This window comes from Proteus sp. G2618 (assembly GCF_009915995.1).
In the GTDB taxonomy this organism is placed as follows: Bacteria; Pseudomonadota; Gammaproteobacteria; order Enterobacterales; family Enterobacteriaceae; genus Proteus; species Proteus terrae.
Map to the genome: position 1 here is coordinate 301,590 of NZ_JAABNI010000014.1, position 23,174 is coordinate 324,763.

Here is a 23,174-nt window from a genome sequence, read left to right on the forward strand (position 1 = left end):
AAATCCCGTGATAAGACGTTCACTTATACACGGGATTTTTTATCGGTAAATTTTATGGATAGCTATGTTTTGAATAGACTAGCGCGTCTGTTGCGTTATGTATTTGTTCTCAACCAACATAAACAAACGAAATAGGTAAATAATCATCCACGCTGAAGCCATATTTTTCAGAAAATAGAATAAGAAGTTATGGATAAGATCAGGTAGTTGAATTGTAAGATTACTCACAAAACCAATACCAAACTGCAATAAGATCCAAATACCTAAAGCAGGAATAAGTGAGCCAGACTCACTAAACCCAATCTTCCAACCTAAACGTATTGCACTTCCCATATTTTGTTGGCGCACTAAGACAACGGGCGCTAATGCAAAACCGATTAGCAAAATGATGCCAGGAATAATCATCACCATAAAACCTGCGCTAATCAAAATAGAGCACAGAACAATCAGTAAAAACATTTTTGGTAAGCGAGGTAAACATGCGTTAAATGTTTGACCAAGGGTGACGTTGTGGCCTGCAGAGATTGCCATAGCGAACATCAATAAGGTTAGTACCAAGATGCTCTGCTGTAGTGTTTCAAATGCATACAGTGATAAAACTTTTTTGGCAATACCCACGACACTGTTTGACATTGCTTCTAATTCAGCAGGAGAAGTAGAAGAAAGCTGTGTATTTTTAAAATTAGCCACAAATTCAATCATCAATTGGTATTCTTGAGGATTAGGGCCAATTAAGACATGAACTATCGCTAACACAACAGCAAGGATAGCGGAAAGGGTAACAATACTACGTCGTTCATTCTTATAAAAATTCAGACTGTCTCGGTAGATTGTGCGTGCCGTGGTAGGCATGAAACTGCTCCTATAAAAATAGACTGTGTCAATGCGCGCTATTGTACCTTCAACAACAGCAAAAAGGGATATTTTCTCTTACTTCTCTTATTTGGTTTTTTTCTTGGTGTTAATAATCAGAATATGCTCAGCATTTAAAATAAAACAAACATAATATTAACATAAGAATAACTTTATTTTTAAATTCATCTTTTTAGGATATTTTTTATTCAAAAAGTATTACTAAGAATAAATTTAATTATAAGAAAAAATTGTATTAATAGGTAATTTGATGTGGATCAATTATAAATAATCGCATTGATAAATAATAAAAAGAGAAATAACACTTTCTGCAAAAATAATTCCAAAGTTGTGATCGGTATTAGATCATAATTATCAATAAATGGTTATATTTTTAGCGGAGATTTTACTTATTACAGGAATGGGTTAAATAATGAAAAAACTTTCTGCGCTTATTTTAGCGGCTGCAACTCTTGCGCCTTCTATTTCTTTCGCTCACCAAGCGGGTGATTTTTTATTCCGTGCTGGTACTGCAACTGTTCGTCCAAATGCAGGCTCTGATAATGTATTAGGTATTGGACACTTTGAAGCTAATAATAATACCCAATTAGGTTTAACCTTTGGGTATATGATCACTGATAATATTGGTGTTGAGTTATTAGCAGCTACTCCTTTTGAGCACAAAGTATCATTAACAAACTTTGGTGAGATTGCGACTGTTAAACATTTGCCACCAACATTAATGGCACAATATTACTTCGGTAATGGTGAAGATAAACTACGTCCTTATTTAGGTGCAGGTCTTAACTTTACTACATTCTTTGATGAGAAATTTAATTCAGCGGGTAAAGGCGCTGGTTTATCTGACTTAGATCTCAAGGATTCATGGGGCTTTGCAGCACAAGCAGGTTTAGATTATAACCTTGATAAAAACTGGATGCTGAATGCGTCTGTTTGGTGGATGAATATCGAAACTGATGTTAAATTTAAAGCTGGTGAAGACAGACAATCAATCAGCACACGCCTAGACCCATTTGTATTTATGTTTGGTGTAGGTTACCGTTTCTAATTATTCTTTCTTTAAAAGAATATCTCTTAATAAAAAGCGAAGATTATCTTCGCTTTTTTTTGCTTTTTAAATTCGAATAAAGCCTTTCATTTTTAGATTATATAAAGTCTCTAGTTTATTGTTGAATACACTATTTATGGGTAATTAAAAATAAAGATAAATAAAAAAAGATGCATTTTAAATAAAACATTTAATATTAGAATTGCAATAAAGATGCATTTAATATATATCTTTTATTTTGCGCCTTCTATATAAGATAAAAAAGCGTATTTTTATTTATTAAAAAATAACGAGCTTTTAATAAATAAAGGAGAGCATTAAATAGGTGTATTTAAAATACATCTTTAATTTGATTTTAGTAAAAGTGCTTTATCTATCAAGAGATAGAAAGAAGTAAAAGAAGAATAAAAGAGGTTTAAGATAGGGCATGTTTATAAAAAAATGAAGATCAAATTTCAATCAGTAAATGATTAATTATTCTTTTGAGTTGCTCTTTTTGTGAACGGTTATTGAGGCTAGGTAAAAATAACCTTTTTTTAATCCATTGGCGTTTTTTATAAAAATTGATCTGCTTTATGATAAAAGCAAATGCTGAAAGTGAAATACTTGGCAAAAAAAGACCACCGAAAAGATGGTCTAAAAAGTAAGGCTAAAGGAAGACTAGAATAAAGAGAGGATCAGCGAATAACCATTGAGTTGATAACGCCTTTTACACCTGTAACTTTGCGTGTTGTTTCAATGGCACGATTAGCATCCGCTTGAGAAGAGACAAAACCACTGAGTTGAACTTTACCTTTAAATGTCTCGACGCTAATTTGTGTTGAGTTAAGATTTTTTTCACCTATTAGTGCAGTCTTAACTTTGGTGGTGATCACGGAGTCATCAAAATAACCCCCTGTACCTTCTGATGTTGCAGTAGGTGAACATGCAGATAAGGTAAACGCCATAAGTAACGCCGCCATAACAGCGGATATTTTTGCCCATAGTTTCATCATAAAACTCCTTTTAATCACATTATTGATTGAGAATTTCTGAAGAGAAAATATAAAGCGCTTTATGAAGTATGTGCAAAAAACAGAGTTTTGCCAAATTTTTATCAATACATTTCAAGTCTCTTGAAATAAGAGAAGAGGGAATATTGCGCCATTTTATGCGGGTTAAGCGGAAAAATAGGTAATAAAAAGCGTGAGTTAATCAGTGTGGATTTCAGAGTAATCCGCTTAGAAAAATAGCCGGCTATTCTTCTAAGGCGGATCAAATAGGAAGGTTAGGCAATAGTTGCCGCTTTCATTTCTTTAACAAACTGAGTGAGTGCTTTAAGCATGACATTTGGTTGATGTAGGTTTTTCTCAATAATTTGCACAACCGCTGAGCCTGAAATTGCGCCAGCTGCACCATTGGCAATCGCTTCTTTAACTTGTTTAGGCTCTGAAATTCCAAATCCTTGTAATGCTGGAGGGGCATTATAGGTTTTTAGTTTGTCAGTAATATGTGTCAGCGATTGTTCTGCACGTTTATCTGTACCTGTTACACCGGCTCTTGATAGTAAATAGGTATAACCTTTACCTGATGCCGCTAATTCTTGTAAAAGTTCATCATCAGCATTAGGTGGGCAAATAAAAATAGGGCTGATATTGGCGCGTTGTGCTGCTTCACGGAACTCTTTTGATTCACGCAGAGGTACATCACCAATTAAGACGGAATCCACACCTGCTTGCTCGCATTTACCATAAAAATTATCAATGCCATTACTAAAAACGAGGTTGGCATAAACTAATAGGCCAATAGGAATATTAGGATGTTTTTTACGTACACTTGCTAAAAGTGCAAAGCAGTCAGTAGGGGTTACACCTACATTTAGTGCTCGTAAATTAGCGCCTTGAATTGTAGGGCCATCAGCTAGTGGGTCGGAAAAGGGAATACCAATCTCTAATGCATCTGCACCACCTTCAATTAACGCATCAATTATTTGTAATGACAACTCAGGAGAAGGATCACCTAATGTGATAAAAGGAACGAATGCGCCTTGCTGTTTTTGTGCTAGTGTTTCAAAGCATACTTGATAACGGCTCATTAGATTTCTCCTCTTGCTGCTAAAATATCGTTTACAGTAAAAATATCTTTATCGCCACGACCGGATAAGTTCACGATTAATAACTGTTCTTTGTCAGGATTTTGTGCAATTAATTTCAGTGCATAAGCCAATGCATGAGAAGATTCTAGAGCTGGAATGATCCCTTCACGGCGAGAAAGTGTTTTGAATGCTTCAATGGCTTCATCATCGGTAACAGAAACATAATCAGCACGACCAATGCTATTTAAATGTGCGTGCTGAGGCCCGACAGATGGGAAATCAAGACCTGCTGAAATTGAATATGACTCTTCAATTTGTCCTTCATCTGTCTGCATAATTGGGGATTTCATACCAAAATAGATCCCTAATTTACCATGTTTCAGTGGTGCGCCATGTTCACCAGTTTCAATACCTTTACCTGCAGGTTCAACACCAATCAATTGCACTGCAGTTTCAGGAATAAAGGAAGCAAATAAACCGATAGCATTAGAGCCACCGCCAATACAAGCGATAACCGCATCTGGTAGACGACCTTCACGCTCTAGAATTTGTGCTTTGGCTTCATCACCAATCATACGTTGAAACTCACGGACAATTGTTGGATAAGGATGAGGGCCTGCGGCCGTTCCTAATAAGTAGTGCGCGCGATCGTAACAACCAGACCAGTCACGTAATGCCTCATTACAGGCATCTTTTAAGGTAGATGAACCACTGTGAACAGGAATAACCTCAGCACCCATTAAGCGCATACGAAATACGTTAGGTGATTGACGTTCGACGTCTTTCGCACCCATATAGATACGGCACTTCATATTAAGCAGTGCGCAGGCTAAAGCGGTTGCAACACCATGTTGACCAGCTCCCGTTTCTGCAATAATTTCAGTTTTACCCATACGTTTTGCTAGCAAGGCTTGACCTAATACTTGGTTAGTTTTATGAGCACCACCGTGTAGTAAATCTTCACGTTTTAGATATAAACGAGTTCGAGTGCCTTCTGTTAAATTACGGCAAAGCGTTAATGCCGTTGGTCTGCCCGCATAATTTTTTAATAAATCTTGGAATTCTTGCTGAAATGACGGATCGTTTTGCGCATCAATAAAAGCTTGTTCGAGTTGATCCAATGCTGGAATTAAGATTTCAGGTATATATTGGCCACCGAATTCGCCAAAGTAGGGGTTAAGTTTTCTCATTGTGATGTCATCCTGTTTAAAATTTTATCTTTGTGAAATTTAGTTTAGCTGTAATTGTGCAAATACTTGATTCAGACGTTGTTTATCTTTTATGCCAGGAGCTGATTCTACTCCAGAGTTAAAATCAAGCCCGATACAGCCTGTTTTAACCGCATCTAAACAATTTTCACTGTTAAGACCACCTGCAAGTAATGCTTTTTCACGTAATGTATTAGGAATTTTTTGCCAATTAAATGTTGTTCCTGTACCACCCGTTCCGTTATCAAGTACATATTTATTAACGAGAGCAGCGGGGTGAATATCAGTATGGTTTGCCATATTTATCGCTTGCCAAATTTCACAATTAGGTTGGATTTTCTGATGAAGTTGCTCAATAAATTGCGCATCTTCTTGTCCATGTAATTGAATGGCAGATAAATTAAGTTTTTCGGCATAGTCACAAATAAGCTCAATAGGTTGATTTTGAAACACACCCACAAACGCTAAGGGAGCTTGTGTTATTAACTTTTGTGCTTGTGACAATGTCACCTTACGCGGGGATTTCTCTGCGAAAATCAGCCCTGCATAATAAGCACCAGCTTGATAAACCGCTTTTACATCTTGTGTACGAGTTAACCCGCACACTTTATGCTTTCCCAAAACTAGTGCTCTCACCGCTTGGTCGATATTGTCTTGTGACATTAAAGCACTGCCTACCAGAAAACCATTAGCATATTGGCTTAACTCTTGAACCTGCTGGTGGGTATGAATACCTGACTCACTGATCACGATTGCATCTTGGGGCAATCCTTGGCTTAACTGCTGGGTACGAGCTAAATCGATAGAGAGATCACGCAAATCACGATTATTAATACCAATAACTTTGGCATTAAGATTGATGGCACGTTGGCGCTCTTCTTCTGTGCTTACTTCGGTTAATACACCCATATTTAATTGATGAGCAACGGCTGATAGCGCACGATATTGCTCATCATCTAAGACAGAAAGCATTAATAAAATGGCATCTGCTTGATAAAAACGCGCTAAATAGATTTGGTATTCATCAATAATAAAGTCTTTGCACAAAACGGGCTGATGAACAGTTTGACTGACTTGGCGTAAATAATCGAAGCTCCCTTGAAAATATTTTTCATCAGTTAATACAGAAATTGCAGCAGCATAAGGCTGATAAATTTTTGCAATCGTCGCGGGATCAAAATCAGCACGGATTAAGCCTTTTGATGGTGATGCTTTTTTACACTCTAAGATAAAAACAGTATTAGGCTGAGTTAATGCCTGATAAAACGAACGTGTTGATGGCTCTATTTGGTGCACAAATTCTGATAGCGGTTGGTTTGCTTTACGTACAATCAGATATTCAGCTTTATCTTTTACAATGGCGTTTAATACAGTCATGCTCTTATCCTCTTGCTGCTAATGCAGTTACACGATCTATTGCTTTACCGCTATAAATGGCGTGCATAGCAACTTCAGTATTCATTTTTAAATCCTCTTGCCCATGTAAACGCATTAATAAAGCGACATTAGCTGCGACAGATTCGGTATGTGCTCTTTTTCCTTCACCTTGTAGTAAATCTGCTAATAATTGACGGTTTACTTCAGGTGTACCACCTTCTAGATCAGTAATGGCACAAGGGCGAAGACCAAAATCACTTGGTGTGAGTTCATAACGTGTAATTTCACCATTATGTAATTCAGCGACTTGAGTAGGCGCATGTAATGAAACTTCATCCATTCCGCCACTGTGAACAACGGCAGCACGCTCATAACCTAAAACTTTTAATGTATCTGCAATAGGCATCAATAACTCTGGGCTATATACACCAATTAATGCTAATGGTGGGCGAGCAGGGTTAATTAGAGGGCCTAATACATTAAATAATGTGCGTGTTTTCAGTTGTTGGCGAACAGGGGCTGCAAAACGAAAACCACTGTGATATTGAGGTGCAAATAAAAAGCATAAACCCACTTCATCCAATAATTGGCGTGCATCATCAGCACTTCTGTCTAAAGGGATACCAAATGCCGCTAATAAATCAGAAGAGCCGGAGCGACTAGATACGCTACGATTACCGTGTTTCGCCACTTTGATACCTACTTCAGCTGCAACAAATGCGCTTGCTGTTGAAATATTAATACTATTGGCACCATCTCCCCCAGTGCCGACAATATCGCAAAAAGTGTAGTCAGGGCGAGGAAATGGTTGTGCATTTTCAAGTAATGCACGCGCTGCGCCAGCGATTTCTTGAGGATGTTCACCGCGCATTTTCATGCTGATCAAAACGGCCGCTAATTGTGATTCCGTTAACTCACCGCGAATAATGGCGCTAAACAGTGTTTGGCTTTCTTCTAATGTTAACTGTTGTGCGCTAAATAATTTATTGAAGATAGTTTCCATTTTATGCGTCTCCTTTAGGAGTTAATGCCCATGCGATTGTTTGTTCTAAAAGTTGTGCGCCTTTTGTGGTTAAAATTGATTCTGGGTGAAACTGAAAACCACACGTTTTATGTTGACGGTGACGCACCGCCATAACAGTGTTATCGCACCAAGCATTAATAATGAGTTGTTCTGGAACTTGTTCTCCTGAAAGCGAATGATAACGAGCAACGGGTAACGGGTTAGGTAAATTCACAAACATTTCGCTGTTATCGTGCTCAGCTAATGTCGCTTTGCCGTGTAAAATCTCTCCACATGAAGAAACTTTGCCACCGTAAGCCTCAATAATGGCTTGATGACCTAAGCAAATACCAATCACAGGTAATGTACCTAATACACGTTTTAACAGTTCAGGCATACAACCTGCTTGTGAAGGTGCTCCTGGTCCCGGAGATAACAGTAAAATTGGGTTATCGAGCTCACGTAGTTTTTGTTCAATAAAATCGGCAGTGACGCTATTGCGATAAATCACAACGTTATTGCCAAGGCTACGTAATTGATCTACAAGGTTATAAGTAAATGAGTCGATGTTATCGAGCAGTAAGATAGTTGCCATTAGCAAGCCTCCTGCAGTTGTGTATCTGTATGAGCTTGTAAAATAGCGTTGACTACCGCTTGTGATTTATTACGTGTTTCTTCAGCTTCCATTTGAGGATCTGAATCAAGCACAATTCCAGCACCGACTTGAATAGTTGCAATATTATTTTCAACATAAGCAGAGCGAATAACTATGCAAGTATCAAAATCACCTGCGCCGGTAAAATAGCCGATGGCACCACCGTAGCTACCACGTTTTGTTTTTTCATAACGGGCAATTAATTGCATTGCACTGACTTTGGGTGCGCCTGATAACGTTCCCATATTCATACAGGCTTGATAAGCATGGAAAATATCTAAGTCATCACGTAGTTTTCCTACGACTCTTGAAACTAAGTGCATTACAAAAGCATAACGGTCAACTTTTGTTAATTCCGCGACATAACGGCTGCCTGCTTGGCAAATACGTGCCAAATCATTACGCGCTAAATCGACTAACATTAAATGTTCAGAAAGCTCTTTCGTATCAGTGCGCATTTCAAGTTCAATTCGACTGTCTAAATCTGCATTAATCGAACCATCTGCATTACGTCCTCTTGGGCGAGTTCCTGCAATTGGGTAGATTTCAATTTGTCGATCGCTTGTTTGATATTTCAATGCACTTTCTGGTGATGCACCAAATACTGTGAATAAGGCATCTTGCATATAGAACAAATAAGGGCTTGGATTTTTCTCTTTCAACACTTGATAAGCGGCAAGTGGTGAAGGGCATGCAACTTGAAAGCGACGTGATGGAACAACTTGGAAAATATCACCACGACGAATATAGGTTTTCATTGCTTCAACGATATCGCCATAACCTTTATCATCCATATTGCCTTGTATTGTTGATTCTGCTGCTGTTAAAGCACGGCGAATAGGGTGTTTTAATGGTTGTTTGGTCAGCGAGATTAACTCGGTTTGTCGCGAAGTGAGGCGTTGACACTCCGCTTTATCGTCAGTAAAAGCAATGGAGATTAACTGACTATCTTTATTCTGATGGTCGATAACAATTAATTGTTCTGCTAAGTAAAAGCAGTAGTCAGGGCATGAAAAAACAGTGTCTAATTCAGGAATAGGTTCAAATCCACTGACTAAATCGTAAGCAAATAAACCACCAACAAAAATAGCATTAGCATCTTTAGTGTCTTTATTAGCAAGAAAGAAGCGTAAAGCATCAAATACGCTGGCTGATTTTAATTTGCTTTCTTCATCAATATCTTGTGCAGGTGATGAAAAGGTAAAAATACACTGTTTATCGCTCTCTTGTGTTAAGAAAGCTTTTTCTTTTAGTGCGATTTTTAATGCAGGCAATAAAGCTTGTCCATTAACGCTTAATGCATCAATAGTGACTTGATTTTTTACTGCACTGATACGCAGTGCGCTATCAACAATTAACAAACTTTTTAAGTTTGCTTTCGTGTCAACTTGTGCAGATTCTAACAATAGTGTGTGATGTTTGTTTTCACATAATGTATTGAAAAGTAAAGCGGGTTCACTGTGGTAAGGCAGTGGCGTTGCCTTGGTTTTAAATGAGAATGCAAGTGATGTATTCATTATTATCGCTCTTTGTTATTTTTTACTAACTGTTTTTAATGCATAAAAAAACCCGCGTAGGCGGGTTTTAGATATCACTGACGTAAAGCCGGAGATCAAACCGCCCATAAAAGAGTATTGCGCCACCAAAGAGCGATAAGACGTTGATTGATATTCATAACATCTCCTTACAGCTAACGACAGATAATAAGTTAATAGACTAGCTCGTGTTGTGTACTAGTAAACTGGATTGCGTTAGGTTCGTCAAGTACTTTATGGCATACTCTTTAAAAATTATTACCTTGCTAAGATGAAAAGGGAGAAGCGATGACAGAAGTGCTATCTGATTTAAGAGTGATTTATGATTTGCACAGCCACACTACCGCGTCAGATGGCGAGCTTTCACCAGAAGAATTGGTTGATAGAGCGATAGAACGTCAAATTAATGTCTTAGCGATAACTGATCACGATACAACGGCGGCGATTACTCCTGCTAATGATTATATTGCAGAAAAAAATCTGCCTCTTACCCTGATATCAGGTGTCGAAATATCGACTTTGTGGGAGAATATAGAAATCCATATTGTTGGATTGAATATTGATATCAACCATAACGCAATCAAGGCACTTCTTTCGTCACAAAGCCAATGTCGCGAAACTCGAGCGATAATGATTGGTGAGAGATTAGAAAAAGCAGGTATTGCAAATGCATTTGAAGGGGCAAAAGCCTTAGCGCATGGTGGACAAGTGACAAGAGGACATTTTGCCCGTTTTCTCGTGAATGAAGGGCATGTTGCCTCAGTTAATAAAGTATTTAAACGGTATTTAGCAAAAGGTAAAACCGGTTATGTACCACCACAGTGGTGTTCGATCGGTGACGCTGTCACGGCAATTCATGAAGCTGGTGGTGTTGCAGTATTAGCGCATCCGGGACGATATGGTCTATCCTCTAAATGGTTAAAACGATTAACGCTTTATTTTAAACAAATCGGTGGTGATGCAATCGAAGTGGCACAATGCCAACAACCACCACAAGAACGGGAACAACACGCAGCATTAGCGCAACTTTATGGGTTAAAAGCTTCGTTAGGTTCTGATTTTCATCGCCCTTGCTCGTGGATAGAATTGGGGCGTAATTTATGGTTACCCAGTGGCGTCGAACCTGTTTGGTCGCTATGGCAAGAGTAACATTAGAAATTCGTTGAGGGATGTATGAGCCAACTTTTTTATATTCACCCTGATAATCCGCAGGCTCGTTTAATTGAACAAAGTGCTGATATTTTACGCAAAGGCGGTGTGGTGATTTATCCAACAGATTCTGGCTATGCTATTGGCTGTTGTTTAGAAAATAAAGATGCAATGACGCGAATTTGTCGTATTCGCCAATTAGATAAAAACCACAATTTCACACTGATGTGCCGTGATTTGTCTGAAATCGCTAACTACGCTTATGTTGATAATGTGGTGTTTCGCTTAATAAAAAACAATACCCCAGGTAATTACACCTTTATCCTAAAAGCAACTAAAGATGTACCAAAGCGTTTGATGAATGATAAACGTAAAACCATAGGCTTACGTGTTCCTTCTAACCCAATTGCATTGGCATTGTTAGAAAATATTGGTGAGCCATTAATGTCAACGAGCCTGATTTTACCGGGCAATGATTTTGCAGAATCTGATCCGGAAGAAATCGAAGATTTATTAAGTAAACAAGTTGATTTGGTGATCCACGGTGGTTATTTAGGACAAAAACCGACAACGGTCATTGATTTAACGGAAGATACCCCTGTTATCGTACGTGAAGGTACGGGTGATATTACGCCATTTCAGTAAGCAATTTGGTTGATTATACTAAATTGGGAGTAAATGATTCGATAGTGAAGAAATTTATCACGAGATAAAGAGATAAAAGGTGAAGGGATCTATCGCTTGTGTTAAATTTATACATCGCGATAAAAATCACGGTGACTGTTTTTGATATCGGTTATACCAACGCGCATTTTAAGCGCTAAGCACAGTAACTTGATAAGCAGACAAACGGTTAAGCTGTCATTATAGTTTTGCCAACATCGTTTTATCGGCACTATTTATTATCGCAATGTTGATGTGAAAAATCATCAACATTGTTCACTATTGAATCAATAAACCTGTGTTTATTTCTTATTTTAATAAACATGGGTTATTTTTATTTAATTGATTTTTAAAAATTAATTCTATTTTTATGACGCCTGTGAAGGCGACACATGAGGTTGTTTCATGAGCGATAAATCGCAACGCACTGAAAAATTACAAAAAATCCTTGCTCGTTCTGGTCATGGCTCTCGCCGTGAAATTGAAGGTTATCTTCAAGAAGGACGTATCAGCATTGATGGTACAAAAGCGAAATTAGGTGATCGTATTGATGTCACCACTACAGCAAAAATCCGCTTAGATGGCCGTATTCTAAATATTCGTGAAGCACAAAAAGATGTTTGTCGTGTGCTTGCTTATTACAAGCCTGAAGGTGAACTATGTACTCGCAGTGATCCACAAGGTCGCCCAACTGTTTTCCAGCGCCTTCCTCGCCTTAACAGTGCTCGCTGGATTGCTGTGGGTCGTCTTGATGTAAATACCAGTGGATTACTGTTATTTACAACAGATGGTGAATTAGCTAATCGTTTAATGCACCCTAGCCGTGAAGTTGAGCGTGAATACGCAGTACGTGTTTTTGGTGAAATTGATGATGCCAAAATTCGCCAGTTAACGCGCGGTGTACAATTAGAAGATGGCCCCGCTTCATTCCGCTCTGTTTCTTATCGTGGCGGTGAAGGGATTAATCAATGGTATAACGTTTCTCTTACTGAAGGACGCAACCGCGAAGTTCGTCGTATGTGGGAAGCGGTTGGTGTACAAGTTAGCCGACTTATTCGTGTTCGTTATGGTGATATTGATTTACCAAAAGGCTTACCACGTGGTGGTTGGGTTGAACTTGGATTAGATCAAATTAACTATTTACGTCAGCTAGTTGAATTAAATGACGAAACAGTAACAAAAGTTGCAGTAGAAAAAGATCAGCGTCGCATCAAAGCGAATCAGATCCGTCGTGCTGTTAAGCGTCATACTAAGATTTCAGCACGCACTTCAACATCACCTGCTAAAAGAGCGTCAAGTCGTCGCCAGTCAACAGGAAATAAAAAGTAATTAGCGAATAATTATTTATTATTTTAAATTAAAATATCATTTTTTATAAAGAAGCACTCATTGAATAGGGTGCTTCTTTTTTTTGATAGCTTTCTTTTTTCCATAAATGAAACTATGATGCACAGATTAATTAGATGAGAAGTCATTTTTATTAAAATAATATTTTATTTGTATATTTTACGATAAGGTATACGCGATATATGCATCGTTCTTTTTATTTAACAACAATGTTATGTGCGACTACTCTTACTATGGGTTGTGAGCCAACGACTAATTCAAACTCACAGTCTGGCGTGTTCTATATTAGTAACAATAAAACAACACCGTTAGTCTTTCAAATAGATAATAATTCTTTTTGGCTTAATACCGGTGAAGTGAAAGAAATAAAATTAGAGAATGGAAAACATGTATTAGTTGATGCTGATGGAACAAAGAAAACCTTTATGATTTATCCCGGTAATCATGGTGGAATAATAAATCCATCTAGGGAAATCTACTATAGTTTCACTTCTACTTTTTCTCCTAAAGAAGGTGATGGGTATTTATACTTAACAATGCGTTCTGTTTGGATTGACGGTCAGCTTGTGCATGGTGCTATTAATAGCTCTGATGCTATGTTTATTGATAATAATGTTTTCCGCTGTGAAGTTCCATTAAATGAACCTCTCCCAACTTATTTACCTGATTGGAGTAATAAGGGAGTGGTAAATGTATTAACTAAGTGTTTTTCCCAATCTGAATTTCAAGATTTTATATCAAGAAAGCCATATGGTATTCATGTTTATTCAGGACATAATTTATTAGAAGCTCATAAAGAAAAAGATAAATACAATTGGATAAATGATGAAAATACGCGAACAGATGATTTTATTCCGACATTGAGTCATATTGAGTTTAATAATGGCGAAATGCTGAAAGAAGCTAAAAGTATTTATAAAGTAACCAATTCCTATTTAGCTTCACGTGATCCGACTGAAAAGCAAAATTACTATAATGAATATCATTTTCATATAATGGCAATGGCTATGGTTTATAATCAGCAAATACAGAATGATATATTTGATGATAGAGAAGCTTACTTTAAACTGATAAATGAAACAGGGCGTATATTTGGTGCTGGTATATTAAGTGAGCCAGCTTTAATATAAATAATTATTCATTTTTATATAATTGAAAAGGTGGTAAGGGATTATTACCAATCTATGCCTTTTTGTGCTTTTATCCCACTATCAAAAGCATGTTTAATAGGACGCATTTCTGTCACAGTATCTGCTAACTCGATTAATTTTCTATGGCAACCTCTTCCAGTGATAATGATATTTTGATGAGAAGGGCGAGAACTAATCGCTGAAATAACCTCATCTAATGGCAAATAGTTAAAACTAATCATATAGGTAATTTCATCAAGAATAACGAGGTCGTATTCTGGATTATTAAGCAGTTTGAGTGCATATTGCCAAGTATTTAAACAAGCGACTGTATCTGCACTTTTATCTTGCGTTTCCCAAGTAAATCCAGTTTCCATTACATAGAAAGGTACGCCGAATTGTTCCAGTAGGTTACGTTCACCGTTTTCCCAGGTTCCTTTAATAAATTGCACAACACCAACCTTTTTTTGATGACCAACTGCGCGGGTTGCTGTACCCATAGCTGCGGTTGTTTTTCCTTTACCATTACCGGTGAAAATCATCACAATACCTTGTTCTCGTTGAGCTTGCTCAATTCGGGTATCTACTTTTTCTTTTAAACGTTGTTGGCGTTTTTGGTGTTGTGCATTATTCATTAAACTACCTCGAGCTTAAATTATGTTATTCAGCAGGGCCAGCTTTACGACCAGGTTGTGCATCTAAAGATTGTCCTTTCACATCAATACTGTCATCACTCATCAAATAGAGATATAACGGCATCAAATCTTTAGGTGTTTTTAGCTTTTGTGAATTTTCATCAGGGAATGCACTCGCTCTCATTGCTGTACGAGTACCACCAGGATTGATGCAGTTAATACGCAAAGTACTTTCGTTATATTCTTCATTAAGTACCTGCATAAAGCCTTCTGTTGCGAATTTTGATACAGAGTAAGCTCCCCAACCATAACGACCTTGGCGACCCACACTGGATGTCGTGAGGATAAGACTCGCATGAGGCGCTTTAAGCATCAATGGCAATAGGGCTTTTGTTAGCATAAATGTCGCATTAACGTTGACTTGCATAACGTCATGCCAAAGGTTGCTTGGTTGATTAATGATAGGCTCAACAACACCTAATAAACCAGCATTTTGTAATACACCATCAAGATGAGGGAAGCGTTTAACGAGAGTATCCGCAAATTGCTGAAAATCATTCTCTGTCGCTGTAAGTAGATCAAGTGGATATAACATAGGTTGTTGGCCACCTGATGTGATTATCTCTTCTTGAACATCCTCAAGTTTTGATAGAGTACGGCCTAATAAGATAAGTGTTGCGCCGTATTGAGCATAAGTTAGTGCAGCTTCTTTTCCTATGCCATCACCAGCACCTGTTACTAGAATAATTTTATCTTTTAGCACGCTATGATCGGGTTGATATTGCAACATATTGATATCCTGTCTAGTAAAAAGTAAATAAAGTGTAACGTCTTATTTGTCTAGCGACCAGTTTAGTCTGGCTTTTTGTTTACAATTTATGGCTATTTTCTTTATGGTATTAAGCATAATCATGCCTTTGTTGCTGGCGCTAAAGCAGAATTTCGTTAAACTAGGTGTATTGATTTGAGTCAGTGTTATTAACCTTAAAAAGAGGTCTTTGTGGAATATATTTTGCAATATGGACTGTTTTTAGCAGAAATTGTCACCGTTGTTGTGGCGATTATCGCTATCGTGTTGTTTTTCGTCGTGATTGGAAATAAAAAGCAAAATCGTAAAGGGACATTAAGAGTCACAGATCTTGCTGAAGCTTATGAAGAAAAACAGCGCGTTATGCAACAAGCGAAAATGGACGATGCTGAATTAAAAGTCTGGTATAAAGCATTTAAGAAACAGCAGAAAAAAGAGAATAAACAGAGTAAAAACAATGCGAAAGAAGGTAAAAAAGGCGTTGTAAAACCTTGTTTATATGTGCTTGATTTTAACGGTAGTATGGATGCACACGAAGTGGGTGCATTACGTGAAGAAATCAGCGCCATTCTTTCTGTTGCACAATCGGGTGATGAAGTATTACTGCGTTTAGAAAGTCCGGGTGGCATGGTTCATGGTTATGGATTAGCAGCAGCTCAGTTAACGCGTTTAAAAGAAAAGGGCATTAAACTGACTGCGGTTGTCGATAAAGTGGCTGCCAGCGGAGGATATATGATGGCATGTGTAGCAGATAAAATTATTGCTGCACCATTTGCGATTATTGGCTCGATTGGTGTTGTGGCTCAAATTCCTAATATTCACCGTTTACTCAAGAAAAATGATATTGATGTTGAGTTACATACTGCCGGCGAATATAAACGCACATTAACCTTATTAGGCGAAAATACCGAAGAAGGACGTGAGAAATTTAAGCAAGATTTAAATGAAACACATCTGTTATTTAAATCATTTGTGCATAAATATCGCCCTCAACTTGATATCGATAGTGTTGCAACCGGTGAGTATTGGTACGGCTCAGAAGCACTAAACAGAGGCTTAATTGATGAAGTTGGTGTGAGTGATGATTGGTTGATCGATCATATTAATGATTTTGAAGTTCTCTCTGTCCAATATGTTACCAAGAAGAAAATGGTCGAACGTGTTACAGGCGGTGCAATGGAAAGCGTTGATAAACTGATGATGCGTTGGGTACAAAGAAGTAAGAAACCGCTACTATAAGCCAATAAATACGCCATAAATGATATCAGCGATACGGGTGATTGCTGATATCATCTTTTCTTGCCATCACTATTCCCAAATCTTTCAATAAATATTCTAAAGGTTTGTATTTCGATAAGACAAAAAAAGCCAGTGAAAATTTCACTGGCAATCAAAGAAATAATTGATATTGCTTATAACAACAACAGGGTAAATATTTCCTCTTTCTAAGAGGCTTCAATATAGCCGTAAATAGAAAATAAAAATAATTGATATTACTGATTGTATTGATAGGTAAGTGTAATCACGAGTTGCGATGTGATAGAAAATCCGTATTACGTTTAAATTGAATTTTTATTCTTTATTTTTGTTTAATTATGCCAGTTATTGGTGTCTGTATAAATGCAATAACTGGCAAAAAAAGTCTCTTTTTTGTTATCAATAAAGAGTAAATCAAATTACTTTGGCGATTAAATAAAAATAATCACAAGGATGATTTATTCTAAATGGTATTTATCAGATAACACATGAGCTAAATGCTTAAACATATTGAATGCTGCAGTGCTTTTTGCAGTAGGTAAACCTTGTTCATCTAAAAAAAATTCACCTTTAAATACGAGGACATTACCTTTTTGTTCAACTGAATCAGCACGCATACCGTGTATATAATCTTCATGTTCACATATGATTTTATTCGCTTTTTCAAGTAGCATCTCTGTTGTAATCGGTGTAGTTTGTGTTGACATAATATGTGCTCCTTAGAAAAATAATTTGTTGCGCCTCACTTTTTATCAGGTAGAGTGTGGCATTTTTAAAAGCTTAGCTACTCTATATGTAGCAAACAATGATTTGCCTGTACCCGATCAAAGCGGTGAGGTGATTAAAATACCTCAAAAAAAGCCACGAGTTTTGAGCTCGAGCAAAAGCTTTGAATAAAAACAGGTTGATATATTGCAAAACTAACGCAATATAAAAAAGAGATTTTAAACATTTTTTTAGTTGAGGGTATTAAACGATACCGTCATAACAAAGTTTAATTAGGTAAAGGTAATTATGGGTAAAGCTCTTGTTATCGTGGAGTCCCCGGCTAAAGCCAAAACGATCAATAAATATCTTGGCAATGACTACGTAGTTAAATCTAGCGTGGGTCACATTCGTGATTTGCCAAAGAGTGGTTCTGGCAGCCAGAAGAGCGAAAACTCATCCGCCACGAAAGGCGCGAAAAAAGTTAAAAAGGATGAGAAATCAGCCTTAGTCAGCCGTATGGGAGTTGATCCCTATAATGGATGGAATGCGAATTATCAAATTCTACCCGGCAAAGAAAAAGTCGTGGCTGAACTAAAAGCATTAGCTGAGAAAGCTGATCATGTCTATCTTGCAACGGACCTTGACCGCGAAGGAGAAGCTATCGCGTGGCATTTACGCGAAGTTATCGGCGGTGATGATGAACGGTTTAGTCGAGTGGTTTTTAACGAAATCACTAAAAATGCCATTACACAAGCTTTCCAAACTCCGGGTGAGTTAAATATAGATCGCGTTAACGCGCAACAAGCACGTCGCTTTATGGATCGTGTTGTGGGCTATATGGTTTCACCTTTACTTTGGAAAAAAGTGGCTCGTGGATTATCTGCAGGTCGAGTGCAATCAGTTGCCGTGCGTCTTTTAGTTGAACGTGAGCGTGAAATTAAAGCCTTTGTTCCTGAAGAATATTGGCAATTACACGCGTCACTGTTAACGCCTGACGAACAGCCATTGCGTATGGAAGTCACGCATTATAATGATAAAGCCTTCAACCCTGTTTCATCTGATGAAACACAGGTTGCGGTTAAAGCATTACAGAATGCGACCTTCACGGTAAAAGATCGTGAAGATAGACCTACATCCAGCAAGCCAAGCGCACCACTTATCACATCAACCTTACAGCAAGCGGCAAGTACGCGTTTAAGCTTTGGTGTGAAAAAGACGATGATGCTAGCTCAGCGCCTTTATGAAGCAGGTTATATAACCTATATGCGTACTGACTCAACTAACTTAAGTCAGGATGCAATTCAAATGGCACGTGATTATATCAATGAGAATTTTGGCGCTAAGTATTTGCCGAAAGAGCCAAACGTTTATTCGAGCAAAGAAAATTCTCAAGAAGCGCACGAAGCTATTCGTCCTTCTGATATCAACGTTATCGCTGAATCTTTAAAAGATATGGATAATGATGCTAAACGTCTATATCAGCTGATTTGGAATCAATTTGTTGCTTGTCAAATGACACCAGCAAAATACGATTCGACCACATTAACAGTCGAATCAGGTGATTATAAACTACGTGCTAAAGGTCGGACTTTACGTTTTGCAGGTTGGACTAAAGTCATGCCAGCTATGCGTAATAAAGATGAAGATAAAACCTTACCAGCCGTTGATGTAGGGGCAAAACTGGCTTTAGCTGAATTAGAACCTACTCAGCACTTTACTAAGCCCCCAGCTCGTTTTAGCGAAGCAACGTTAGTTAAAGAATTAGAAAAACGCGGTATCGGCCGTCCTTCAACGTATGCATCTATCATCTCCACTATTCAAGATCGTGGTTATGTGAAAGTTGAAAACCGTCGTTTTTATGCAGAAAAAATGGGTGAAATTGTAACAGATCGCTTAGAAGAGAATTTTAGCGATTTAATGAATTACGATTTTACTGCGCAAATGGAAGATCATCTCGACCATGTTGCTAATAATGAAGAAAACTGGAAAGCGGTATTAGATGCGTTCTTCACTGATTTTAGTCAACAATTAGAAGTTGCTGAAAAAGATCCTGAAGAAGGCGGAATGCGACCAAATCCAATGGTTATTACGTCAATTGAATGTCCAACGTGTTCTCGTCATATGGGAATTAGAACGGCAACAACAGGCGTATTCTTAGGATGTTCAGGCTATGCTTTACCGCCTAAAGAGCGTTGCAAACAAACCATCAATCTTATTCCTGAAGATGAATTATTAAATATTCTTGAAGGGGAAGATGCAGAAACCAACGCATTACGAGCTCGTCGTCGTTGCCCGAAATGTGGTACTGCAATGGACAGTTACCTGATTGATACTCATCGTAAATTACATGTTTGTGGTAATAATCCTGCATGTGATGGTTATGAAGTTGAAGAGGGTGAATTCCGTTTAAAAGGTTATGAAGGTCCAGTTATTGAGTGCGATAAATGTGGTTCTGAAATGCACCTGAAAATGGGGCGTTTTGGTAAATACATGGGTTGTACTAATGATGATTGTAAAAATACCCGTAAGATCTTAAAAAGCGGTGAAATTGCACCACCGAAGGAAGATCCAGTTCCACTTCCTGAATTGTTATGTGAAAAATCAGATGCTTACTTTGTCTTACGAGACGGTGCCGCTGGTGTCTTCTTGGCTGCAAACACGTTCCCTAAATCAAGAGAAACGCGTGCACCAAAAGTAGAAGAACTGGTTCGTTTTAAAGACCGTTTAGCAGAGAAAATGCGTTATTTAGCAGAAGCTCCGGTGGCTGATCCTGAAGGAAACCCAACGATTGTGCGTTTTAGTCGTAAAACAAAACAGCAATATGTTTCTTCAGAGAAAGATGGCAAGGCAACAGGTTGGTCTGCGTTTTATGTCGATGGTAAATGGGTTGAAAAAAACAAATAACATTGGCATTGCGTGATAAATAAAAAAGCGACTAATGAGAGTTAGTCGCTTTTTTGTATTTAGAAGGTATGCTAATTAAATACACTGAAACAGTATTAATGGTTGATTTCTATTTGTCTAATATTTTACTTTGCTAATAATAAGACGGAGATACTATGAAACTGATGCCTTTGTTACTATCTGGCTTACTCTTCACCTCTGTAGCAAGCGCTGCAACGTTAGATGTCACGTTAAATGAAGCCTTACCAACGGGTGCTGGCAACGATATTGGTGTTGTCACTATCACTGAAACTGATTATGGGCTGTTATTTACGCCAAAACTCACTGGATTAACACCGGGTATTCATGGTTTTCATATTCATGCTAATGGTTCTTGTGAACCAGATATGAAAGATGGCAAACCTGTGCCTGCTTTAAAAGCTGGCGGCCATTTAGATCCTGAAAAAGTTGGTGTTCACTTGGGGCCTTATAATAAAAATGGGCATCTAGGTGATTTACCGGGATTAGTCGTGAATGACAAAGGTGTTGCGGATTACGCAGTGTTAGCGCCAAAACTCACCAAACTTGAGCAAGTGAAAGACAAAGCTATCATGGTGCATGTTGGGGGCGACAACTATTCTGATGATCCCGAGGCTCTTGGCGGTGGTGGTGCAAGAATGGCATGTGGCGTGATTAAATAATTTAATGCAATTATTATGAAAGAAAAGCTGACTGTGAACGTCAGCTTTTTTTATGTTTGTTTATAGCTTATAACTATTAGATATAACAAAATCTAAATAACGCTATTAATTACGTTAGACCGAAATGAAATAAGTGATATAGTGGTTATATATTACATCTTTATTATTCTTTTTAGTTATATGAATATAAATAGAATAACGGAATAATAAGTCTTTTGTTGAAGGGATAGCCTCTCCATGAAATTACAACAGTTGCGTTATATCGTTGAAGTGGTGAATAACGATTTAAATGTTTCAACCACGGCAGAGCGTTTGTATACATCTCAACCGGGAATAAGTAAACAAATTCGCATGTTAGAAGATGAGTTAGGTATACAAATATTTTCTCGTAGTGGTAAGCATCTAACGCATGTGACACCTGCGGGTGAAGAAATTGTAAGGCTATCTAGAGAAATCTTATCAAAAACAGAAGCTATTCGGTCTGCTGCAGGTGAGCACACTTATCCAGATAGAGGCTCATTATCGATTGCAACAACGCATACACAAGCTCGTTATGTATTACCTCCAGTAATAAAAGGTTTTATTGAGCGCTATCCTGATGTTTCATTGCATATGAACCAAGGGTCGCCAACACAAATTGCTGAAGATGTATGCAGAGGTAAAAGTGATTTTGCGATCGCGACAGAATCACTGCATCTTTATAACGATTTAGTGATGTTACCTTGTTATCGCTGGAACCGTATTGTGGTGGTTTCAAAAGATCACCCACTGGCACAAAAACGAGAAGTGACGTTAAAAGAGCTTGCGGGCTACGATATTGTCACCTATACCCAAGGTTTTACTGGTCGTTCTGATCTTGATGATGCTTTCGGTAAAGTCGGGTTAAAACCTAAAATTGTTTTCACTGCAACCGATGCGGATGTTATTAAAACTTATGTAAGATTACATTTAGGTATTGGTGTGATTGCCAGTATGGCATTTGATCCTGTACTCGATAGCGATTTAGTCGCAATTGATATGCGTGATAAGTTTAGTTATAGCACTACTAAAATTGCATTCCGTCGTAGTGGTTTCTTACGCGGCTATATGTATGATTTTATGTGGCGTTTTGCCCCTCATCTTACGCGTAATTTGATTGAACAAGCGGTTGCATTGCGAACTAACGAAGAGATTGAAGAGTTATTTAAAGATATCGAATTACCCTTAGTGTAATACTGAAAGGCGGGTGTTCCCCGCCTTCAAGCGTGTTTATAAACCTAATTTCTGCTATTACTCATTTCAAATAAAAATCCCCACTAAAAAAAGCATCGGATTTTGCAATACTTAGCTGACGATATTTATTTAAAAAATCATAAAATTGCTGATTAATCAGTGGATCATCAAGTGCGCTAGCATCAAATACAGAAGTAATGGTCGTGTACTCTAAAGAGAGGGTAAATTTACGACCTATACAACTGGCGAGTAGCATTTTCGCTGATTGATAAGAAAAACGTAGACTCAAAATTTTCAGCTTTGGAACAAAAATAAGATGATTATTATGATTGAGTATCTCAGTGATCCCCGCAATAGTTATCGTTTGATAGCTGTCTAATGATTTTCGTAAGCCGACTTCTATTTTTTGTCCTTGGGTACGTAAAAAATCAATAAACTCTCCAAGTGCAGGTGATGTGGCATTAATTGCAGCGCCTAGTAATAACTGAATAAATGCTTGAGCAACGGAAAAATCAAAGGTTTGCTTATTAAGCTTTTTTGTTTCGATTTTATTGTGCCCTAGAAGGGGTAAATGATTGAGGGTATCTAACCAATGTTCAGGGCGATAATAGGCTTCATTATCTTCTTTTTTTAATGCAGCAAGATGGTTTGCCATAATAGAAATAAGTCCAATTTGAATATTTTTAAGTTGTGACATTCTTTCTATTTCGGAAGGCTCAAAAGGTTTTGGTGATGCGATGATAAACTGCACTAAACCTTCTGTATCTTTTATGTTTTGAGAATGTAATGCATTCATCGATAAGGTTTGCGGAAAAGGCGGTGTAACAGGCTCCGCAAAATAGCGATCGGCATTCATAATATTTTTTAGTAAATCAGATTGTTTGTTATTCATAAATATTATCCTTACA

The 23,174-nt window shown here is 37.7% G+C and carries 19 protein-coding genes and 1 pseudogene; 9 read left to right on the forward strand and 11 right to left on the reverse strand.

From position 1 onward, the window contains the following. Positions 1–78: 78 nt before the first annotated feature. Positions 79–852, reverse strand: a complete 774-nt coding sequence (locus GWJ01_RS06905) for a YciC family protein (protein WP_098943021.1) — start codon at positions 850–852, stop codon at positions 79–81. Between the two features lie 433 nt (positions 853–1,285). Between GWJ01_RS06905 and ompW the strand changes: the two genes are divergently transcribed. Continuing rightward, on the forward strand, positions 1,286–1,921 hold the full coding sequence (ompW, locus tag GWJ01_RS06910; RefSeq protein ID WP_006536979.1) for an outer membrane protein OmpW: 636 nt from the start codon (positions 1,286–1,288) through the stop codon (positions 1,919–1,921). A gap of 677 nt (positions 1,922–2,598) precedes the next feature. Here the strand turns inward: ompW and GWJ01_RS06915 are convergent. The 6 genes and pseudogenes from GWJ01_RS06915 to GWJ01_RS06945 all read right to left on the reverse strand — a co-directional run bounded on the left by GWJ01_RS06915 (position 2,599) and on the right by GWJ01_RS06945 (position 9,755). Further along, the gene (locus tag GWJ01_RS06915) at positions 2,599–2,913 is read right to left on the reverse strand and encodes a BON domain-containing protein (RefSeq protein WP_006536978.1); all 315 of its coding nucleotides are present in this window, start codon (positions 2,911–2,913) and stop codon (positions 2,599–2,601) included. A 275-nt stretch (positions 2,914–3,188) separates the two neighbouring features. Continuing rightward, on the reverse strand, positions 3,189–3,995 hold the full coding sequence (gene trpA / locus GWJ01_RS06920) for a tryptophan synthase subunit alpha (RefSeq protein WP_161710882.1): 807 nt from the start codon (positions 3,993–3,995) through the stop codon (positions 3,189–3,191). Further along, positions 3,995–5,185, reverse strand: coding sequence for a tryptophan synthase subunit beta (trpB, locus tag GWJ01_RS06925; protein WP_109394323.1), 1,191 nt, complete (start codon positions 5,183–5,185; stop codon positions 3,995–3,997). The genes trpA and trpB overlap by 1 nt, the downstream gene beginning before the upstream one ends. Positions 5,186–5,224: 39 nt before the next feature. After that, the gene (gene trpCF / locus GWJ01_RS06930) at positions 5,225–6,580 is read right to left on the reverse strand and encodes a bifunctional indole-3-glycerol-phosphate synthase TrpC/phosphoribosylanthranilate isomerase TrpF (protein ID WP_109402901.1); all 1,356 of its coding nucleotides are present in this window, start codon (positions 6,578–6,580) and stop codon (positions 5,225–5,227) included. 4 nt (positions 6,581–6,584) lie between these two features. Next, positions 6,585–8,178, reverse strand: a pseudogene (trpD, locus tag GWJ01_RS18810) (bifunctional anthranilate synthase glutamate amidotransferase component TrpG/anthranilate phosphoribosyltransferase TrpD). Continuing rightward, positions 8,178–9,755 carry an anthranilate synthase component 1 gene (locus GWJ01_RS06945; RefSeq protein WP_109394326.1) on the reverse strand — a complete coding sequence of 526 codons (1,578 nt, stop codon included), beginning with the start codon at positions 9,753–9,755 and terminating at the stop codon, positions 8,178–8,180. The pseudogene trpD and the gene GWJ01_RS06945 overlap by 1 nt, the downstream one beginning before the upstream one ends. Positions 9,756–10,061: 306 nt before the next feature. Here GWJ01_RS06945 and rnm point away from each other — a divergent pair, with 306 nt between their 5' ends. From rnm to GWJ01_RS06965, 4 genes are all read left to right on the forward strand, one after another. Continuing rightward, positions 10,062–10,922: an RNase RNM gene (rnm, locus tag GWJ01_RS06950; protein WP_109394327.1), complete on the forward strand. Its 861-nt coding sequence runs from the start codon at positions 10,062–10,064 to the stop codon at positions 10,920–10,922. 24 nt (positions 10,923–10,946) lie between these two features. After that, positions 10,947–11,567 carry an L-threonylcarbamoyladenylate synthase gene (locus GWJ01_RS06955; RefSeq protein WP_023582284.1) on the forward strand — a complete coding sequence of 207 codons (621 nt, stop codon included), beginning with the start codon at positions 10,947–10,949 and terminating at the stop codon, positions 11,565–11,567. 423 nt (positions 11,568–11,990) lie between these two features. Beyond that, the gene (rluB, locus tag GWJ01_RS06960; protein WP_109394328.1) at positions 11,991–12,914 is read left to right on the forward strand and encodes a 23S rRNA pseudouridine(2605) synthase RluB; all 924 of its coding nucleotides are present in this window, start codon (positions 11,991–11,993) and stop codon (positions 12,912–12,914) included. Positions 12,915–13,114: 200 nt separating this feature from the next. Further along, the gene (locus GWJ01_RS06965; protein WP_109402905.1) at positions 13,115–14,062 is read left to right on the forward strand and encodes a hypothetical protein; all 948 of its coding nucleotides are present in this window, start codon (positions 13,115–13,117) and stop codon (positions 14,060–14,062) included. 44 nt (positions 14,063–14,106) lie between these two features. Here the strand turns inward: GWJ01_RS06965 and cobO are convergent, their stop codons facing one another. After that, positions 14,107–14,697: a cob(I)yrinic acid a,c-diamide adenosyltransferase gene (gene cobO, locus GWJ01_RS06970; RefSeq protein ID WP_109402906.1), complete on the reverse strand. Its 591-nt coding sequence runs from the start codon at positions 14,695–14,697 to the stop codon at positions 14,107–14,109. A 25-nt stretch (positions 14,698–14,722) separates the two neighbouring features. Beyond that, positions 14,723–15,484 carry a YciK family oxidoreductase gene (locus tag GWJ01_RS06975; RefSeq protein WP_171455364.1) on the reverse strand — a complete coding sequence of 254 codons (762 nt, stop codon included), beginning with the start codon at positions 15,482–15,484 and terminating at the stop codon, positions 14,723–14,725. 213 nt (positions 15,485–15,697) lie between these two features. On the opposite strand from GWJ01_RS06975, the gene sohB reads away from it, so the two are divergent. Then, positions 15,698–16,744, forward strand: a complete 1,047-nt coding sequence (gene sohB / locus GWJ01_RS06980) for a protease SohB (RefSeq protein WP_109394332.1) — start codon at positions 15,698–15,700, stop codon at positions 16,742–16,744. A 476-nt stretch (positions 16,745–17,220) separates the two neighbouring features. Here the strand turns inward: sohB and GWJ01_RS06985 are convergent, their stop codons facing one another. Next, a complete protein-coding gene (locus GWJ01_RS06985; RefSeq protein WP_088495697.1) occupies positions 17,221–17,469 on the reverse strand; it encodes a YciN family protein in 249 nt (82 codons plus the stop codon). 307 nt (positions 17,470–17,776) lie between these two features. Here GWJ01_RS06985 and topA point away from each other — a divergent pair, with 307 nt between their 5' ends. The 3 genes from topA to cysB all read left to right on the forward strand — a co-directional run bounded on the left by topA (position 17,777) and on the right by cysB (position 22,266). Beyond that, positions 17,777–20,374: a type I DNA topoisomerase gene (gene topA, locus GWJ01_RS06990; protein ID WP_161710883.1), complete on the forward strand. Its 2,598-nt coding sequence runs from the start codon at positions 17,777–17,779 to the stop codon at positions 20,372–20,374. Between the two features lie 155 nt (positions 20,375–20,529). Beyond that, positions 20,530–21,054 carry a superoxide dismutase family protein gene (gene sodC, locus GWJ01_RS06995; RefSeq protein ID WP_109394334.1) on the forward strand — a complete coding sequence of 175 codons (525 nt, stop codon included), beginning with the start codon at positions 20,530–20,532 and terminating at the stop codon, positions 21,052–21,054. Positions 21,055–21,291: 237 nt separating this feature from the next. Continuing rightward, the gene (gene cysB / locus GWJ01_RS07000; RefSeq protein WP_075672088.1) at positions 21,292–22,266 is read left to right on the forward strand and encodes an HTH-type transcriptional regulator CysB; all 975 of its coding nucleotides are present in this window, start codon (positions 21,292–21,294) and stop codon (positions 22,264–22,266) included. A 61-nt stretch (positions 22,267–22,327) separates the two neighbouring features. Here cysB and GWJ01_RS07005 read toward each other — a convergent pair whose 3' ends face one another. Then, positions 22,328–23,158 (reverse strand): hypothetical protein, encoded by an 831-nt coding sequence (locus GWJ01_RS07005; protein ID WP_161710884.1) that lies wholly within the window; start codon positions 23,156–23,158, stop codon positions 22,328–22,330. Positions 23,159–23,174 lie beyond the last annotated feature (16 nt).

Coding starts and splice junctions, on each gene's coding strand:
- GWJ01_RS06905 (WP_098943021.1), bottom strand. CDS start 852: ATGCCTACCACGGCACGCACAATCTACCGAGACAGTCTGAATTTTTAT.
- ompW (WP_006536979.1), top strand. CDS start 1,286: ATGAAAAAACTTTCTGCGCTTATTTTAGCGGCTGCAACTCTTGCGCCT.
- GWJ01_RS06915 (WP_006536978.1), bottom strand. CDS start 2,913: ATGAAACTATGGGCAAAAATATCCGCTGTTATGGCGGCGTTACTTATG.
- trpA (WP_161710882.1), bottom strand. CDS start 3,995: ATGAGCCGTTATCAAGTATGCTTTGAAACACTAGCACAAAAACAGCAA.
- trpB (WP_109394323.1), bottom strand. CDS start 5,185: ATGAGAAAACTTAACCCCTACTTTGGCGAATTCGGTGGCCAATATATA.
- trpCF (WP_109402901.1), bottom strand. CDS start 6,580: ATGACTGTATTAAACGCCATTGTAAAAGATAAAGCTGAATATCTGATT.
- GWJ01_RS06945 (WP_109394326.1), bottom strand. CDS start 9,755: ATGAATACATCACTTGCATTCTCATTTAAAACCAAGGCAACGCCACTG.
- rnm (WP_109394327.1), top strand. CDS start 10,062: ATGACAGAAGTGCTATCTGATTTAAGAGTGATTTATGATTTGCACAGC.
- GWJ01_RS06955 (WP_023582284.1), top strand. CDS start 10,947: ATGAGCCAACTTTTTTATATTCACCCTGATAATCCGCAGGCTCGTTTA.
- rluB (WP_109394328.1), top strand. CDS start 11,991: ATGAGCGATAAATCGCAACGCACTGAAAAATTACAAAAAATCCTTGCT.
- GWJ01_RS06965 (WP_109402905.1), top strand. CDS start 13,115: ATGCATCGTTCTTTTTATTTAACAACAATGTTATGTGCGACTACTCTT.
- cobO (WP_109402906.1), bottom strand. CDS start 14,697: ATGAATAATGCACAACACCAAAAACGCCAACAACGTTTAAAAGAAAAA.
- GWJ01_RS06985 (WP_088495697.1), bottom strand. CDS start 17,469: ATGTCAACACAAACTACACCGATTACAACAGAGATGCTACTTGAAAAA.
- topA (WP_161710883.1), top strand. CDS start 17,777: ATGGGTAAAGCTCTTGTTATCGTGGAGTCCCCGGCTAAAGCCAAAACG.
- sodC (WP_109394334.1), top strand. CDS start 20,530: ATGAAACTGATGCCTTTGTTACTATCTGGCTTACTCTTCACCTCTGTA.
- cysB (WP_075672088.1), top strand. CDS start 21,292: ATGAAATTACAACAGTTGCGTTATATCGTTGAAGTGGTGAATAACGAT.
- GWJ01_RS07005 (WP_161710884.1), bottom strand. CDS start 23,158: ATGAATAACAAACAATCTGATTTACTAAAAAATATTATGAATGCCGAT.